This is a genomic window from Flagellimonas meishanensis (genome assembly GCF_019880545.1).
GTDB classification, from domain to species: Bacteria; Bacteroidota; Bacteroidia; order Flavobacteriales; family Flavobacteriaceae; genus Flagellimonas; species Flagellimonas meishanensis.
Genome location: NZ_JAINVW010000001.1, coordinates 1,028,790 through 1,046,819 on the forward strand (window position 1 = coordinate 1,028,790; position 18,030 = coordinate 1,046,819).

At 44.3% G+C, this 18,030-nt stretch carries 13 protein-coding genes and 1 tRNA gene; 9 read left to right on the plus strand and 5 right to left on the minus strand.

Features of this window, described 5'->3' with window-relative positions; genetic code table 11:
* The first annotated feature begins 156 nt into the window (after positions 1 to 156).
* Together K7G75_RS04665 and K7G75_RS04670 are read left to right on the plus strand one after the other, a co-directional pair.
* Positions 157 to 345 (plus strand): GIY-YIG nuclease family protein, encoded by a 189-nt coding sequence (locus K7G75_RS04665; RefSeq protein WP_262420266.1) that lies wholly within the window; start codon positions 157 to 159, stop codon positions 343 to 345.
* A 6-nt stretch (positions 346 to 351) separates the two neighbouring features.
* A tRNA-Leu gene (locus tag K7G75_RS04670) sits at positions 352 to 433 on the plus strand.
* Between the two features lie 39 nt (positions 434 to 472).
* Here the strand turns inward: K7G75_RS04670 and K7G75_RS04675 are convergent.
* Together K7G75_RS04675 and K7G75_RS04680 are read right to left on the minus strand one after the other, a co-directional pair.
* The gene (locus K7G75_RS04675) at positions 473 to 1,345 is read right to left on the minus strand and encodes a hypothetical protein (protein WP_222983057.1); all 873 of its coding nucleotides are present in this window, start codon (positions 1,343 to 1,345) and stop codon (positions 473 to 475) included.
* Between the two features lie 302 nt (positions 1,346 to 1,647).
* A complete protein-coding gene (locus tag K7G75_RS04680; protein ID WP_222983058.1) occupies positions 1,648 to 1,956 on the minus strand; it encodes a hypothetical protein in 309 nt (102 codons plus the stop codon).
* Between the two features lie 503 nt (positions 1,957 to 2,459).
* Between K7G75_RS04680 and K7G75_RS04685 the strand changes: the two genes are divergently transcribed.
* The 4 genes from K7G75_RS04685 (at position 2,460) to K7G75_RS04700 (ending at position 10,493) form a co-directional block, all read left to right on the plus strand.
* A complete protein-coding gene (locus K7G75_RS04685; RefSeq protein ID WP_222983059.1) occupies positions 2,460 to 6,869 on the plus strand; it encodes a T9SS type B sorting domain-containing protein in 4,410 nt (1,469 codons plus the stop codon).
* A 19-nt stretch (positions 6,870 to 6,888) separates the two neighbouring features.
* Complete coding sequence (locus K7G75_RS04690) at positions 6,889 to 7,827, plus strand: PorP/SprF family type IX secretion system membrane protein (protein WP_222983060.1); 939 nt, start codon at positions 6,889 to 6,891, stop codon at positions 7,825 to 7,827.
* A gap of 1 nt (position 7,828) precedes the next feature.
* The gene (locus K7G75_RS04695; protein ID WP_222983061.1) at positions 7,829 to 9,778 is read left to right on the plus strand and encodes an OmpA family protein; all 1,950 of its coding nucleotides are present in this window, start codon (positions 7,829 to 7,831) and stop codon (positions 9,776 to 9,778) included.
* A gap of 127 nt (positions 9,779 to 9,905) precedes the next feature.
* Positions 9,906 to 10,493 carry a precorrin-2 dehydrogenase/sirohydrochlorin ferrochelatase family protein gene (locus tag K7G75_RS04700; protein WP_222983062.1) on the plus strand — a complete coding sequence of 196 codons (588 nt, stop codon included), beginning with the start codon at positions 9,906 to 9,908 and terminating at the stop codon, positions 10,491 to 10,493.
* Between the two features lie 127 nt (positions 10,494 to 10,620).
* Here the strand turns inward: K7G75_RS04700 and K7G75_RS04705 are convergent, their stop codons facing one another.
* Positions 10,621 to 11,751 (minus strand): response regulator, encoded by a 1,131-nt coding sequence (locus tag K7G75_RS04705; RefSeq protein ID WP_222983063.1) that lies wholly within the window; start codon positions 11,749 to 11,751, stop codon positions 10,621 to 10,623.
* A 441-nt stretch (positions 11,752 to 12,192) separates the two neighbouring features.
* Between K7G75_RS04705 and K7G75_RS04710 the strand changes: the two genes are divergently transcribed.
* From K7G75_RS04710 to K7G75_RS04720, 3 genes are all read left to right on the plus strand, one after another.
* Complete coding sequence (locus K7G75_RS04710) at positions 12,193 to 12,786, plus strand: porin family protein (RefSeq protein WP_262420241.1); 594 nt, start codon at positions 12,193 to 12,195, stop codon at positions 12,784 to 12,786.
* Between the two features lie 13 nt (positions 12,787 to 12,799).
* Positions 12,800 to 13,885 (plus strand): DUF6544 family protein, encoded by a 1,086-nt coding sequence (locus tag K7G75_RS04715; RefSeq protein WP_222983064.1) that lies wholly within the window; start codon positions 12,800 to 12,802, stop codon positions 13,883 to 13,885.
* Positions 13,886 to 14,207: 322 nt separating this feature from the next.
* On the plus strand, positions 14,208 to 14,717 hold the full coding sequence (locus K7G75_RS04720) for a flavodoxin domain-containing protein (protein ID WP_222983065.1): 510 nt from the start codon (positions 14,208 to 14,210) through the stop codon (positions 14,715 to 14,717).
* 612 nt (positions 14,718 to 15,329) lie between these two features.
* On the opposite strand, the gene K7G75_RS04725 is transcribed toward K7G75_RS04720, so the two are convergent.
* Positions 15,330 to 16,283, minus strand: a complete 954-nt coding sequence (locus tag K7G75_RS04725; RefSeq protein ID WP_222983066.1) for a hypothetical protein — start codon at positions 16,281 to 16,283, stop codon at positions 15,330 to 15,332.
* Between the two features lie 30 nt (positions 16,284 to 16,313).
* Positions 16,314 to 18,014 (minus strand): SusD/RagB family nutrient-binding outer membrane lipoprotein, encoded by a 1,701-nt coding sequence (locus K7G75_RS04730; protein WP_222983067.1) that lies wholly within the window; start codon positions 18,012 to 18,014, stop codon positions 16,314 to 16,316.
* Positions 18,015 to 18,030: the final 16 nt, after the last annotated feature.

Consider the following 18,030-nt stretch of genomic DNA (forward strand, 5'->3'; position numbering starts at 1 on the left):
TAGCTTTGCATCCGCTTTGACAGCATGTCAAGACAGTTTATGCCTTGGTGGCGGAATTGGTAGACCTGTCTGCCGACAGGCAGGCGCGCTGAAATTTTGTTTTTGATAATTGTTTATGCCATATCAAGTTTGGATTTCAACTATATTTATGTTGGAATGACATCAAATTTGGAAGAAAGGCTGAAGAGACACAACCGAGGCTGGGAACGAACAACCAGAATGTATGCTCCCTTTAGGTTAATTTACACAGAAAAGTGGGATAATAGACCTTTGGCCAGGAAGAGGGAAAAATTTTGGAAATCTGGAGTGGGAAAAGAAAACTCCGGGAGCTTAGGGATAAACTGACATAATGCCTTGGTGGCGGAATTGGTAGACGCGCTGGATTCAAAATCCAGTGACTTCGGTCGTGTGGGTTCGATTCCCACCCAAGGTACTCTAAAACCTCAACTTTCATAAATCTGATTGTTGGGGTTTATTTCTTTACGCTGATCAATACCGCTTCGCAGCTTCTAAGGTAGGAGTTCAGGGTGATGGTTTCCGCTTTGCTTGCGCTTGCTATTTCCACCGAAACCGTGTTTGGAGAAACTTCTCCTAAATTATGGGCATACAAGAGTAAGTCGTTTGGCTTTGCAGGGTCCAATTCAATGTCAAATTCCCGCAGATCATTGGTCAAAAGATGTTTGGATAGCACAAGTTCACCATTCAGGTAAATGGAAACGATGTCGCCATCCTCTTTTTCATGGTCCCATATTTTCACCTTCAAATGCTCACTTTCAAAAGCCAGATTTTTAACGTAGGAAATCCTTCGTCCCTCAAATTCTTTTGGGATTGGGCGCGCTTTTGTATTGGCATCAGCAGAAAGCGTGGCCAGTTTGTCTTGTCTTTTGGAAGGCACTTTATCGTTTCGAGCCAATTCCGATAGTCGTTTTCGCTCATCTGATTCCTTGTTTTTAATGGTGAAAAAAGGAGTCACAAATTTGGCAACTTGATCTTTTTTATTTGGAAACAATTCCATGCCCATTACTTGATAGCTACCACCAGAGTTTATGTTTTTTGCAAGCCTTATTCCCGTGGCATGCCCATTGTTTTTAAACCTGCCCAATTCTTGCACTACGGTTTTGTTTCGAACCAAGAAAAAACGGATGGATTTGGTGGTGTCCATGTTTTTGGTTGTCCAACGCAATTCGGCCAATTCCGGAATTTCCCATACCGTTGAGCTCATGGGATAGGTGATGGAAATGGTAGATTTGTCCGCCTCCTGGCCCTGTTGTGAATGGGTTGATTGCAGGCAAAGCGTAACCACCAAGAAAAACAACATCCGTATCGGGGCATTGCATTTTTCCATAGTAAACTGAACACTATTTTTCCTGCTATTCATTTAATTGAGGTAACATCTCGTGCTTTCTTAGTCCATTAGTTATAAAATCTAGAGTAAGATCTTAAAACCTTTCGGACAAAACAGGAGATTATTACTTTCTCCCTTTAAAATTGCATTCAAGATAAGGAATTGGAATCTTATTTAAGAGAATCCTACAATTCTGCCATATTTATGGGTTAGGAAAGACACTTACAGGACACCTGAAGTAAAGCGCTCAAGCATTTTGGGTCAGCGGACGGGATGGACGATTTTCGGAATAGGAGCGTTTTTTATGCGTAGTCCGGTAAGAACTCGTTCTCGACATGCAAAATCTGCAAACTAAATTTTTGGCAGAGCATCCGAAGTACATTAAAAACAGAGACTTGCATAAGGCCGTTGGCTTCCATCATCTCATTTTCCGGGTTGATCTCGATTCTTACCTGCTCACCTTTTTCGATTTGCACCTTGACACAACAGAATATGCCCAAGGTATTTTCGACCTGCTTTCTGATTGCCGTTTCATCCAACGGAAGGGATCCCACTCCCCAAATTGTAGTTGATGCCAGTTTGGTTCGTTTTGAGGTCCTTCTACCTAACATTATTTCTGTTTTGGGATGCTCAATTGTCGGTGCCATTTGTTTTTTCGGTAAAATTAGTGGGATTTAATCATATATTAATATTTATATTATAAATCTATTACATAACAATAATTTATAAACATTATCTTTTGACATTATGAAAAGTGGATGTTTTTTGGATCATCTGGGGGGTCTTTTTGAAAGAACAATGGGCGTTATCCTATTTATCAACAATGGCTTAGGCGGCTTTTCATATTAGGAAATGTTCAACCCTTTGTGTGCACTGAATTAAAGCAAAACACATAACTTCTTCATTCCCAAAACATTTGGTTGCCTATTCGAAGAATTCTAAAAGTTTAAGCCGAAACAGTGGAACAGGGCATAAAATATGCTGGGCTTTCATCACCAATCCGATGTTTCACAACAAATGATCGGTCAAATACAACATAACTTCCCTTTTGTTCCCTGTAGTTGGTATGTTTGAGGGTCTTACTACGTAAGAGAAAAACCTCATCCTCAACCGAATGAACCTAGCATCCACGTGCCAGAAAAAGAGCTTTGCCTTCACGGCACTTTCCTTGTTCTTCTTTTTTGGACAATGGATATGTGCACAAGATTGTTCCATTGGTGCGGGAGTGGATGAAACCATTTGTGAAAATCAAACACTATTTAACCTTTCTGGGACGGCTTCAGGATCTTTTTTGGTCAACCCGCAATGGTCGCAGGTAGGTGGCCCTGCAATTACAATCGATAATCCCTCCGATTTGAACACCCAGATCACTGGTTACTCTGGTGGCAATACCTATACCTTTCAATTGAGTGCAACCTGTTCCGATGGCACTCCGGTAGCTGAGGATGTTGATATCGTGGTGGAATTACAGCCTACCGCTGATGCAGGTGTTGATCAGGTTGTGAACCAGGTTACCGCTGTTTTTCTGAATGCGGTTGCGCCTTCTTCAGGTTCGGGTACATGGAGCCAAACATCTGGGCCAACCTTGGTTGGTTTTGCCAGTGCCAATGACCCAAACACACAGGTTTTTGGTCTGGTGGATGGCACCTACTTTTTTCAGTGGACCGTTTCCAATGGCGTTTGTTCCGTAGCAGCAGACATTGCTGGCATTTCCGTTCAGGGAATCGATTTGGAATTGGACCTTCAGGCCAGTGCTATAAGTCCCGATGTGGGCGATACCGTTACCTTTTCGGTAAATCTTGGCAATGATGGGGATGTGGCAGCTTCAGGCGTTTCTGTAGAGCAAATAATTCCTATTGGATTTGACAATATCGTTGGCATAAGCAACGGTGGCACATTTAATTTTGGCACACGGGCCATCACTTGGACCGGACTCAATGTTCCTTTGGGAGCGAATACCTTGGTGCTCACATTCAACGCAACCGTGCAGACTCCTACGGCCACCTCAGGCGAATTTACCCATACCGCTGAAGTGGTCTTTGCGAACGAATATGATAGCGACAGTACACCGAACAATGATGATGGGGACCAAAGCGAGGATGACGAAGCCGCACTTACTGTTGCCCCACAACAAGCCGACCTATCCTTGACGAAGACCGTTTTGGGCAACGATCTGATGCCCAATGTTGGTGAGCAGATCAGTTTTGTAATAACAGTGACCAACAACGGACCAGATGACGCAACCAATGTGGTTGTCGTGGACCAACTGCTTTCCGGATTCCAGTTTGAGTCTTATACGGCTACTGCCGGAACCTATGACAGCACCAGCGGGTTTTGGCAATTGGGGACGTTGCCGAACGGGGCGTCCGAAACCTTAACACTGACCGTAGCCGTAAATCCTACGGGAAATTATACCAATACGGCACAGGTTATAGCTTCTGATGGTTTTGATATAGACTCAACCCCGGCCAACGGGGTATCATCCGAAGATGATCAGGGCGATGTGACCGTAAGTCCTGTTGCGATTGTAGATATGGAGCTGGCCAAAACCGTGGATAATGACACACCCGATGTTGGAGACAATATTACCTTCACTTTGACCATAGCCAACTCAGGCCCCAGCGAAGCCACCAATGTGAGTGTTCAAGATGTGCTTCAAGTTGGATTCACCTATGTTTCTGATGATGGTGGGGGAAATTATGACGATGCGACCGGAATCTGGAATGTTGGTACGCTGGCGAGCGGAGCTTCCGAAACATTGAATATAATCGTGTCGGTAAATCCCGCAGGAGGCTATACCAATGTGGCAGAGGTGATTTCCCATGATCAAACAGATAGCGATTCCACACCAAATAACACTATATTGTCCGAGGATGATCAAGACGAGGTTATTGTCAACCCTAATCCAGTGGTCGACATTACTGTGACCCAGACTGCGGATAATCTTACTCCAGATGTTGGCAGTCAAATCAATTTTACAATTACCGTGCTCAATGACGGACCCAGTGATGCCACCAATGTGGTAGTGACCGATGTATTGCCTTCTGGTTATGCTTATGTCAATGCTGCCCCTTCGAGCGGGTTGTACAACCCCTTGATTGGGTCTTGGATAGTTGGAAATCTGGCCAGCGGGAACTCCGAGACATTGGTTTTGACGGCTGATGTGCTTCCGAGCGGGGTCTATGCCAATACCGCCGAGTTGACAGGGGTTTCGGAAACCGATAGTGATTCCTTCCCTGCAAACAACGATGGAACCGAAGATGATCAGCAAACGGTAGTACCAGTTCCGATACAGGTATCGGATCTTATACTTAGAAAATTTGTGAACGTTCTGAGCCCATTGGTTGGGCAAGACGTAATTTTTGATATCAACATTTCCAATGAAGGCCCCAGTGATGTCACAGGAGTGGAAATAAGGGATGTGCTGCCTTCTGGTTATACATATATTTCCAATTCGAGAACTGCCGGGGTGTATAATCCATCAACAGGCATTTGGGATTTGAATGGGGTGATCCTAAATGGCACTACGGAGACCTTGACCATTGTTGCTACGGTAAATCCATCCGGGGATTATTTCAACGTTACCGAGGTCATTGCTTCAGACAATATTGACCCCAATTCCACCCCGAACAATACCAATGTTTTTGAGAATGATTATGATACTGCCGGAACCACGCCGATTCCAGCCGCTGATTTAAGTCTGGACAAATCCGTGGACAATCAGTTTCCCGATGTTTTGGATAATGTGACCTTTACCTTGACGCTGACCAATGAGGGTCCTAGTGATGCTACCGGTGTGAGTGTTTTGGATGGATTGCTATCGGGCTATACCTATATATCGGATGATTCCGGAGGAGGATACAATCCCCTGAATGGCATTTGGAATGTGGGTAGCATCATTGCGGGAAATGATGCCGTGTTGAACATTGTGGCACAGGTGAATCCTGCTGGAAATTATTCCAATACCGCTCAGGTGTTGACAGCCATTCAACTGGATCCCGACTCAACCCCGAACAACATGTTGGCAGGGGAAGACGATCAGGACGAGCAGTCAACCACACCAAGGACTGTAACGGACATATCCATTACCAAAACGGCGGATAACCTAACCCCTTCGGTTGGTGACCCAATTGTGTTTACCATCACAGCAGAGAATTCAGGGCCGAACAATGCAACGGGATTGGTTATTGAGGACCAGTTGGCTTCGGGATACCGCTTCGTTTCTGCCTCGGCAACATCCGGGGTATATGACGAACTTTCAGGTGCATGGGATTTGCCAAATATCCTGAGCGGAACATCCGAAACGCTTCAAATCACGGCTTTGGTGCTTCCTACCGGGAGCTATCTAAATACCGCTGAATTGATAGCATTGGACACATTTGACCCAGATTCAACCCCGAACAACAATTTAAGTTCGGAAGATGACCAAGAAACCATAGTACCGGTGCCCAATGGATTGGGGGACCTCAGTCTGGACATCACGGTTGACAACCCCACGCCCAATGTAGGAGATGTGGTTCGATTTATTTTGAACATGACCAACAGCGGTCCAAGTGACGCCACAGGGATAATGGCAAACAGTTTGTTGCCCTCGGGATACAGCTACCAGTCCCATACTACCACTGCCGGTGTTTTTGATCCAGTCACGGGTCGTTGGAATTTGAATAGCACCCTGGTTGAACAGAATACGGAAACATTGGAATTGCTTGCGGTGGTGAACCCTCCAACAGGAACACAGGATGAGTATTTGACCATAGCCTCTATAACCGCCAGTGATTTTCCCGATCCCGACAGTGACCCCAATCAAGGAATTGAAACGGATGATTATTTGGATGGTATTGCCGACGATGATGAAACCAGTGTATTGGTGGTTCCGCAAACCACCGATATCGCCTTGAGCAAAACGGTAAATCGACTTAATCCCAATATCGGTGATGAAATATCCTTCACCGTAACCGCTACGAATAGGGGAAGTTCCCTGGCCACAAATCTTGGTATTGAGGAATTGTTGCCAAGAGGGTATGCGCTGGTTTCTTCACAGACCACTTTGGGGAGCTTTGATGCGTTTTCTGGATTTTGGGAAATTGATGCTTTGACCCCATCCGAAACAGCCACCCTTGTACTTAATGTGGAGGTGCTGGATGTTGACGACTATGTGAACACCGTAAATCTAGCCTTTGTGGACCAATGGGATGTGGATAACAGCAACGATACCGATCAAGCTTTTATTGAGCCAACCTGTTTGGTCATTTACAATGAGTTTTCCCCTAACGGTGATGGGGTCAACGACTTTTTCAAAATTGATTGTATCTCAAGATATCCTAACAATGTGCTCCAGGTCTATAATCGATGGGGAAATATTGTATTCGAAAAAAGGGGATATGGAAACGATTGGGATGGCATAACCAATGGCAGGGCAGCAATCCAGAAAGGGGAACTGTTGCCAGTGGGCACCTATTATTATGTGTTGGACCTGGGGGATGGCTCGGCACCAAAAACAGATTGGCTATACATCAACAGATAAAAAAGAATTTATGGGCAATATGAAAGCGACATATCAGAAAATATTGAAAGGCAAGCGACTGTTTGTAGCTTTCTTTTTGTTGTTTTCTTTTGTTGCACAAGCCCAGCAAGACCCCCAGTTCACGCAGTACATGTATAACACATTGAGTGTTAACCCAGCCTATGCTGGCTCTCGCGGACACCTGGCCAGCCTCTTGATGCACCGTTCCCAATGGGTGGGCATCAACGGAGCGCCAAATACCCAGGTGTTGTCCATGGATAGTCCCGTTAAGGAGAATATAGGTGCTGGATTAGTATTGGCCAATGATGCGTTGGGCCCGGCCTCAGAATTCTTTGTGGATGGAAATGTTTCTTATACGGTGCAATTGGACAGTGCGAACCGTAGGCTCTCATTTGGGCTTAAGTTTGGGGGCCGCCTTTTTAATGTTGATTTTTCAAAAGGACTTGTAGACGATCCAGATGTGGCTTTCCAAAATAATATTGCCAACAAGTTTTTCCCAACACTTGGTGCTGGACTGTACTATCATACCGGCAAGGCCTACCTTGGGTTTGCAGTGCCCAATTTCTTCTCACAGAACCATTATGATGTCGAAGAACAAGAAATAGCCGCGGAACGCCTGCATTACTATTTGATAGGAGGAAAAGTTATTGACATGACCCCAGAGATCAAGTTCAAACCTGCCTTTTTTGTCAAATGGGTTCCAGGGGCACCACTCATTGCTGATGTATCGGCCAATGTGCTGTTGAAGGAAACCTTTACGTTCGGACTGTCTTATAGATGGGACGACTCCTTTTCGGCCCTTTTGGGATTGCAGATATCCCCGGAACTCAATGCCGGCTACGCATACGACCTTACCACTACCAATTTGGGTAGTTACACAAGCGGTACTCATGAGATTTTTCTCCGATATGAGTTCAAAACCGTGGAAAAGAAACTAAAATCCCCCAGATTCTATTAAAATGAAGCAGCTAATAACCAATATTGCCTTATTCTTCTTGATTGGTCTTGGTGCTGTGCAGGGCCAGTTACAGTTTAACGACCCCGATACGAACTTTGATAACATGATGTACAAACGCGCCGCCAAGCAATATGAGGCCATGGCGTTGAAGGGTGATGATTCGCAACACGTGTTGCAACGGCTGGGAGATGCATACTACTTGAACTCCAATATGAAAAGTGCTGTGAAATGGTATGCCAGATTGTTCTCTAAATATGAGAAGGTATTGACCCCGGAGTATATCTTCAAATACGTCCATACGTTGCAGGGAACTGGGGACTATGTGCTTTCCAAGGCTATTATGAAAATCTACGGACAAGATCTGGAAGATTCGGGCTTTGCAGTGGCCCAGCTACAGAACAATGATGAAAGCATGGAGGAACTGCTTAACAAACAACCCGAGTTTTACATTGCAAACCTCTCCATCAATACATCCGTATCGGATTTTGGAACCACTTATTATAAAGATAAGATTGTCTTTTCATCAAGCAGGGACTCCTCGAAATTGGAAACTCGTGTCTACGAATGGAACCGACAGCCCTATTTGGATTTTTATGTTGCCGATGTCCGTGAACATGGATTCGATTTGGACAAGGTGACCTCATTTTCATCGGTGCTTAACACCAAATATCACGAAGCAGTGGCCACCTTTACCCCAGAGGGAGATCGCATCTATTTTACTAGGAACAATTTTACCGACCAAGTTTTGGGCAGGGACAACGAGGGTATAAACCACCTTAAGATCTATACGGCAAAATGGGAAGGTACGGCATGGGGGAGTGCCACTGAGGTTCCTTTCAACAACGACCTGTACTCTGTGGGGCAGCCTGCGCTTTCTCCTGATGGCTCAAAACTTTTTTTTGTGTCGGATATGCCCGGCAGTTTGGGCGGAACGGATATTTATGTGGTTAACATTCATGGGGACGGGACCTTTTCCAAACCAGAGAATCTAGGTCCTGGCGTAAACACCGGTGGAAGGGAAATGTTTCCTTTTGTTACCGAGGAGAAACTCTATTTTGCCTCTGATGGACATTTGGGCTTTGGTGGACTCGATGTGTTTGAAAGCAAAATTGGCAAAGATGGATATGGAAAACCAAATAATTTGGGAAAACCATTGAACAGTAATCTTGACGATTTTGCCTATATCGTGAATGAGGCGACCAATCGGGGGTATTTTTCGTCGAACAGAAAAGGGGGCAAAGGCGATGATGACATCTACTCCTTTCGAAGAATGGAGGAAACTTGTCACCAAAAGGTTAGGGGCAGTGTCATTAGAAAATCCAACGGTGTTCCCGTAGGGAATGTGCAGGTGCAGCTCATTTCTGAAAGCGCGGAAGTGCTTGGGGAAACCTTGACCGATTCCTACGGAGGCTACCACTTTGAATTGCCTTTGGACTGTGAATCCAAGTATGTCGTAAAAATTGAAAAACAGGGATTTGAACCTAACCAAGCTGGTTTTCGCACATCTGATGAAAAGGAGGTCGTCAACCAAGTACAGATCGAGATGACGAAGGAACTCAATAAACTTATAGTCCAAGAGAACGGGGTACTTAAAATAAAAATTGACAATATCTACTTTGATGTCAACAAAGCTGAAATTAGACCGGACGCTGCCCAAGAGCTCAACAAGATTGTTGAGGTAATGAAGGAGTATCCCAAAATGGTAATCAAAATAGAGGCACATACCGATTCCCGGGGAAGTGATACCTATAATGAAAGTCTCTCGGACAAAAGAGCCAAGGCCACTGGTAGCTACATTGTTGCCCAGGGCATAGAGGCACATCGCATTGAGAGTGCCATTGGCTACGGGGAAAAACAACTCTTAAACGGGTGTGGCAATGGGGTACAATGTTCCCAAGCAGACCATGACCTTAACAGAAGGTCGGAGTTCATTATTGTAAAACTCCAATAGATAACAAAGGACAGCCTAGATTCACCAGATCCGGACTTCGTGTTTCCATGAGATTTCTTGCTTATATTGCATAAGCGTTCTCCTTTGGGTTCCAGAGGATTTTCTTAAAGGCGCAATACAATGAGCTATGGAGCGGAATGAGCTATATCCCATTTTTTTAAAGGTTTCCAACCTAAATGTCCTGATTGTGGGTGGGGGTAATGTGGGATTGGAAAAGTTGACTTTTTTGCTAAAGTCCAGCCCAAATGCCAAGGTGCAAATGGTTGCTCCAGAGTTTTTAGACGAGACCAGGGAGCTTGCTGAAAAGCACCATGTGGATGTTGTAATCGCTTCATACCACAAAGATTTTTTACAAGGAAAGCATATGGTTGTGGCCTGTACCGATAAAGGGGAGGTCAACCAAAAGATATATAACGACTGTAGGGAACAAAGCATCTTGGTGAACGTGGCGGACAATCCACCTTTGTGTGACTTTTATATGGGAGGCATTGTGACCAAAGGAAATGTAAAAGTGGCCATTTCCACCAATGGCAAATCCCCGACCACGGCCAAAAGATTACGTCAATTTTTTGAGGATGTATTGCCCGAGAACATTGATGACTTGGTCAATAACCTGAACAAATACCGAAAAACATTACAGGGAGATTTTCAGGACAAGGTGGATGCCTTGAACGAATTCACCAAAAGTTTGGTTGAGAAGAAAAAGGACATATAAGTTTGACGTTTCCCATTTTGAACCAATTGCTCTGCCTTGACCTCAAATATTTTTAAGAGCCATGTCTGAAAATCACAAATGCCAATTGTAAGTAAGGAAAACTCCTAAAATTTTGAAAAGAAACATTTCAAAGCCGTTTCATGGCTTCCAGTAGATCGTCCTTTTTTCTAGGGGATATGCTCACATGCATATCATTGCTCATTATAATATATCCGCCATCGGATTTGATGTATTTCTTTACCTCATTCAGGTTGATCAAATAACTGTTGTGCACCCGCATAAACTGTTGGTCGGACAATAGGTTTTCATATTCTTTCAGGTGCTTGCTTACCATCAACGAGGAGTTGTCTTTCAAGATAAAGGAAGTATAGGAGCCATCCGCTTTGCAAAGCACAACATCCTCTATGGCAATAAACTCCATGCCAGCAGTGGTGGCCAAACAGATTTTTTCCTGTTTATTGGTCCCCCTCGAGAGGTTTTGCATGAGGGTATCTATCTGTTGACGGTATACGTTGGTATCCATTCTGGTTCGGGCCTTCTCAACGGCCTTCTGGAGCTCATCCAGATCAATGGGTTTGAGCAGGTAATCCAGCGAACTGAATTTGATGGCTTTGATGGCATATTTTTCAAAGGCGGTGGTGAAAATTACCTCAAAAGTAGGCTCCTTGATTTGCTCTAGGACGTCAAATCCAGTTCCGGGCTGTAGCTCTATATCCAAAAAAACTACGTCGGGACTATAAATGGACAATACTTTTACGGCTTCTTTAACCGAATCCGCTGTAGCAATTACTTTTACGTTTTTGCAGAATTCTTCCAAAAGGGACTTCAATGTCTCCCTGCTGTGCTTTTCGTCCTCAATGATTACTACTTTCAGATCCATGTCTGTGTACTTTCTTTTTTTGTTGATTCGGGGAAGTGCATAGGGTATGGCATACATCATCACCGTAGGGGCGATATCTTTTGGATAGGCATGCTTTCTTGGGGCAACTCCTCGGGTGACCTGCATGTAGATAAGGCAAGATTGGTCTTGGAGACCATTGGAACGGAGGAGTGCGGGAAGTTGGTTCTCCAATTCCATAAGATCGTACGGGATTCCAATTTTTTTTAGGTTTTCCCGAAGCCTTTGGAGGTGGGCATTTTTATAAAAGATACCATTTTCCAATTGCACCATTACCTCATAAATACCGTCACCAAAAAGGAACCCACGGTCAAATACGGAAATCTGGGTCAAGGCACTGTCCATTATTTTACCATTCAAAAAAACCTTGTCTGGGAAAGTACCCCGTGGCAACATGTCAGTATGGTTATGTCTCTTTGATCTCCATGAAGGTAGCAGATATTTTTTAAATAAAAACAGGCATTCAGGATTCTTAGCGTAGGGTGGATGAAACAATCTGCTGCGAAACTAAAATTTAGCAAGACCTGGGATCAACAGAAGCAAATTTATTGTTGTTGGAAAGGCAAGTCCATTCTCCCAGAAATGATCAGTTTCAAAGAACTTATTGCTTTTGGATTTTATAGGAGTCCCACATCTTTTTTACACCTTGACCCTGTATTGAAAAGCTTTTCATTCTTAAATAATAAGCAGCATGAAGGATGATAAACCTTAGGTTTCCAATAAATTGCTTATGACCAAGATCATTGCCAATATCTAGGCCCACGGCTACATTTGCTCACATAATCCCTTAATGGTAGAACTATGAAAACTTTAAAATTAGTTATGTTGTTTACCCTTTTGTTTCTTATTGGTGAAATGGGCAATGCGCAAGATAAGTGGTCCGTGGAAGTGCGGCCCAATCTGGATTTTCCAACCAAAGACTTGGGCAATGCCGACCTAAAGACAGGTTTTGGATTCGAGGTCGCCGTTGGCTATAAATTTATGGAGCATCTCGGGGCTTATGCCGGGTGGGGATATAATACATTCAATAGTGATATTGCTCTCACTTTTCCCGGCCCTGAGGATACGGATTTTGATGTTACAGGATATACATTTGGTCTGCAATTCATCCATCCTATTGGAGCTTCAGAAAATCTTTCCTACTTGGTAAGAGCAGGGGGGATCTACAATCACATTGAGGTAGAGAACGATGCCGGCGATATTAACGCAGATTCTGGTCATGGCCTTGGTTGGGAAGTAGGTGCCGGGGTTCAGGTAGATTTGGGAAGCAATTGGAAGTTGCGCCCCCAGTTGGGTTATCGGGCCCTGTCAAGGGATATCGAAATTGGAACGGTAACTATAGATGCGGACCTGAACTACTTCAGTTTTGGTGTTGGCATTGCCAAAGCATTCTAACATAGCAAACACCATGAGAGCAGTATTCTTCATGCTAATTCTGATTCACGGTCTTATCCATTTTATGGGTTTTGCCAAAGCATTGGATCTTGGCAATATGGAGCAGTTGACCAAAGATATCCCCAAGCCTTTGGGGATACTTTGGCTGTTAACGGGACTGCTATTTGTTATCTCCGCGGTACTCTACTTTATAAAGAAAGACTTCTGGCCAATTTTATCCATTGTCGCTGTGGTATTATCGCAGCTGCTGATTATAATGTTCTGGAAGGATTCCAAGTTCGGTACTATAGCCAATATCATAATCCTCATTATTGGAATAGTTGCATGGGCAAATACCAGTTTTGAAAATCAGTACCACGAAGATGTTTTTTTGGCAATGCGGTCAGCGCCAAAGGTGAAGGAGTTGATTACCGAGAAAGACCTAGAACATCTGCCAACACCAGTGCAGAACTACCTGAGCTACGTGGGGATAGTGGGTAAACCAAAAGTATTCAACTTTAGGATAACCTTCGAAGGGCAAATGCGGGACAAGGGGAAGGACTGGTTTTCGTTCACTTCGGAACAGTACAATTTCGTGGAAGACCCCACCCGGTTGTTCTTTATGAAGGCCAAAGTTTCGGGCTTGCCCACTGCTGGTTATCATCGGTATGCAACGGACGGCGCAAGTATGCTCATAAAACTATTATCGTTGTTCTCCGTTGCAAAAATGGACGGTCCAGAAATGTTTCCCACCGAAACGGTCACTTTTTTCAATGATATGTGCCTGTTCGCGCCAGCTGCACTTGTCGATGAACGCATCCAATGGGAAGAGCTTGACGCGTTTTCCGCGCGAGCTGTTTTTACCAATAATGGTTGCCGTATTTCGGCAGTGTTATATTTCAATGAAAAAGGGCGGCTGGTCAATTTTGTTTCGGAGGATCGGATAGCCGTATCGGAAATGAAGACTTTTCCGTTTTCAACACCCGTAGGGAACTATAAAGAAATCAATGGCCATATCCTCCCGACCTACGGAGAAGCCATTTGGCATTACCCAGATGGTGAATTTGTATATGGCAAGTTTAACCTGATGACCATCACATATAACGTAGAGAAACAATAATGAATGTCCATGCCACTAACTTGGAAAACAACCCATTGATCTTGGTGACCCCTACAGTCTGAAATACTACCAATCCAAGATGGAACAGCATGTGACCTGTACTGTTTAATGGTAGTCCGATAGTTGTAAGGGCCAAAGCGAAAAATGAAAACGGATATGGATAACGACATCAAACAGGCTGTTAAAAGGCATTCATACGGTTTAGCTTCAACCTTTATGGGATGGAAGGGTGGAACTTAAAAAAATCTTGAGGGTGATGCCGATCATTCTTGTGTTCATTACCTAAAAGTACTTTTACAATCGAACCAAAACAGCATATGCTATGAAAGGCGCAGTTTTTTATTGTAGTAAATATGGAAGCACAAAGCAATATGCGGATTGGATAGCGGGAGCTACAGGTTTGCCCATATTCGATGTCAAAAATGAGCGGACCGATCCAGCCATGTACGACTTTTTGATAATTGGCAGTCCAATTATCTACTTCAAGGTTTTAATCCGCAAATGGATTAGAAAGCATTTGGTGCATTTTGAGGACAAGCCCATAGTTTTCTTTTCGGTATCGGGCGCTCCCGCTGGGGAGAGGCTTAATGGTTGGATTGAAAACAGCTTGCCAAAGCGTTTTGTTTCAAGGATGTACCATGTGGCACTGCGGGGCAGGCAAATTCGAAAGAAGCTTACTTTTTTTGATAAAGTAATGTTGATGATTGGATCAATGTTCAACAAAGATCCGGAAGCCAGAAAACAAGAACGTAAAGGATTTGATTTCATGGACAAGGAGGCCATTGATCCTGTGGTAAAACGGGTTCACCAGTTTCAATCCCAAGCGGATTGATCAGAAGTACCCATGCCAAACCAACATATTTGCCGATATTTTCAGCCATAGGGGTAGAGGATTTATTACCACTTTCTTGACCGACTATTGGTTATTTAACTTTCCGGGACTCTTTTTTAATACTTATCCCGAGATTGTCATTGCCAATGCTGGCAAGGCGCGGTTTTCTATATACTTTGTTCAACTGTAAACTGGTTATTATCGGGGTCAAGTATTGAAAATTCTTTTGGTTTTCATAGCTTGCCAAAGGGTGGTTTTTTATGAACACAGCGGTTATCACCTTTTAACAAGGCTTAACAATATTGAAACCAGATTAAATTATTATTAAACAAATAATTCCCTTTTACATCGATGTATAGGAAAGCATATTTGAATGATACGGGGTGTGATTTTTGTAATGTTTCTCCTGAGACCGGATGCAAGCCTGGCGAAGTAAAAAATTCATGCTCATTGTCCTCATTTTTAATATATCAAATCAAAGGCTTACCATTTTCAGGGACCATTTAGCTTTAATGTTTTAGAAGTAGTAAAAGGTTTGGGCCCTGTTGGTTTAAAAAAACAACAAGGCCCAAAACCGATTTACAATCCAACCTGATGACTTATTTGTTCAACCTAAACCTTAGTCAATCGAATTGTCGCCTGTGCCGTTCCCGTGCCACAGTCATCAGTTTCATCAGAAGTGAAGTGGATGGTAAAATCGCTATCATCGGGATTTGCCAGGTCATAAGTTGCATTAATGATTGCTGGTCCATTACTTATTAAACTATTGCAGCCTACGCCACTCACACCTTGACCGGGTATAAATATAATTTCTCCACATACAAACTGAAACTGGATATTTGTGGGACCGAAAGGCCCAAATGCTGGAAAAAATGGCACGTTGTTTATCTGCCTCGTGGTATTATCTATGGTGGTCACGGTATACACTCCATCTTGGTAATCAGAAACCCCGAAAATACCTGGGGCTGTCTGTGTCAACTGGTAATTACCGGTATAAAGGTCGTCTGAGGGTAACGGAGCAATCAGGTTTACAGTATATTGAAAGGGTGAAGAAAAGAAGGATCCCCCTTGTACCGTACTGGTTACATCAGCAGAAGAAAAAGCGCGGCCGTCGGTAAGAACCAGCTCTAAACGAAGAACGAATGCATCTCCACAGTTGTAATCGCCCGGTGCTATGCCCAGGGCAGCGGCCATCTCACCCAAAGTGGCCGAAAAACTTCCCCTGGGGAGGCCGAAAGGACCTGAGGAAAAGTCAGCTGCAGGGATGGTGGTCAATATCGACTCACTCGTTGTTGTGGTTGCATCTGGGGTATTATCGGTCAGATTTACAAAAACACGTACCTCTGAGAGCAAGCCGCCATTCTCCACATCCTGTTCTTCTATTTCCACTGTGGTGGTTGCAGAGGTGTCCAATACGTCAAGGGCTCCACCAGTTACTTTGACCGTTCTTAAAACTGCACCACTTTCAACAGTTTCAAATAGGTTATCAATGATTTTGTCATCATCGCTACAGGACACTGTGGCCAGCGCCAACAGTGCCATAAAAAATATCCTTGTTCTTTTCATGAATTTGAATTTTGTGTCCATAACTTATTTTTAATTTGCCGGTGGCCCACTGGTGGTATCCCAGAAAACAGGTTCCGCATTGGTCGACTTCTGCGAGATGTTCGAGTTCGCGTTGACAGAAACCTCTGGATAATAGAATGATCGGATGAACTGTCCTGGATCTGGTTCGAGATTGGGCTGTACCGTATTCGGGAAACCCGTTCTTCTATAGAAATTGTAAGGATCTACACCGTTGCCAAAAGAGCCTATCAAGAACTGTTCACCCAATACATTCCATTTATCCTCCATAGTTCCGGAAGCAAATGCACTGTTCACCGAATTGATGTAACTCGTAACCTCTCCATCTGTAGGTGCAACACTCAAATCGGCAGCGGTGTCTAATGCTCCAAACGACCTCACCTTGGCAATCTGTTTCGTTACCCCGTTTACCAAATGATTCTGGGCAGCACCTATATCCCCAGTAACCAAGGCCATTTCTGCCCGCCAAAAATCTACCATAAAAGCTGTTAGGATGGGAGAGATTCCTGCCCCAGAAGCTCCGGCGGATGCCGGACCTTGGGCGATTGCGGTAAAGCTGCTGTCGTCAAATCGACCACCTGCTGGGTATACACCCCATGTGGTTCGCAACAGCCCATCTGGAGGAGTGCCTTCTGCATTCCCATGGTCACGACCCCAATATCCATCGTCTAGCCAGCAGAAGGTAAAGCCCCCTGCCACGTAATGTGGTGGCGGAGTAGTTAAGGAACATGCCAGTAGTTGTTCATCCGGCGGGATCTCGGCGCCCGGAACTGTGGGTGTCTGACGATAAAAATAGAAACGTATTCTCGGGTCGTTAGTAGTATTCATCAAATTCATCAACCAGTTCGACATATAGTCTCCAGCACCAGCCACGGCATAATTGATTCCATACCTGGGGTGCCTATTGTCAGGATTTGTTGCACTTGTGGCGGGCCAGTTGAACTGGAAGTCATCGGCCGTGTCCTGGATGTAGTTGCCAGAGGCGATAATTGCATTGAAGTTGGCCATCGCATTCTCATCCACCAACCTGCGCTGTAGGTAAAGTTTCAACTTCAAGGTATTGGCAGCGCGCTCCCATTGGCCATAGTCATTGCCATAGTAGAGGTCGTTAATGGGGTCGGCTGCGGGTATACTTTTGAAATTGGTGATGGCCTCATCCAGCAATACCAGGGCGGCATCATAAATGCTGGCACCCGGATCTGCAACAGGGTTCTGGATACCCTCTTCCAACCTGCCGAATTCAGAATACGGAATATCGCCAAAGAAATCGACCATTGAGCTCATTGTATAGGCCTCTATAAACTGGGCAATGCCAATATGATGGGTTAAGTCCGCTTCCTGAGCTAAGGGCTCCATAGCCTTTATATCAGCTAAAATTCCTCTATAGACATTTGTCCATTCATCGTCTACGTCAATGCCTTGAAAAGTACTTTGGTAGTTCCTTCCATTTAGATTGGCGGTGCGTACCAGTTCCATACCAAATTCGAAAAGACCATCATTACCGGTTTGGAAATTATCCTCAGTTGCAGCTACTCCTTCTAAGTGCCTTATAAAATCCTCTTGGATGGAAGCCAACAAGAATTCAGGATTGGCTTGGTTTGGTACAAGGGCATTCGGGTTCTCTGTGATATCCAGGTCCGCGGTCTCACAGGAGGTCATGGCGACCGCCCCTGAGAACAGGGCCAAAATCAAATATCTGTTCAATTTTTTCATCACTATCATTTTTTTA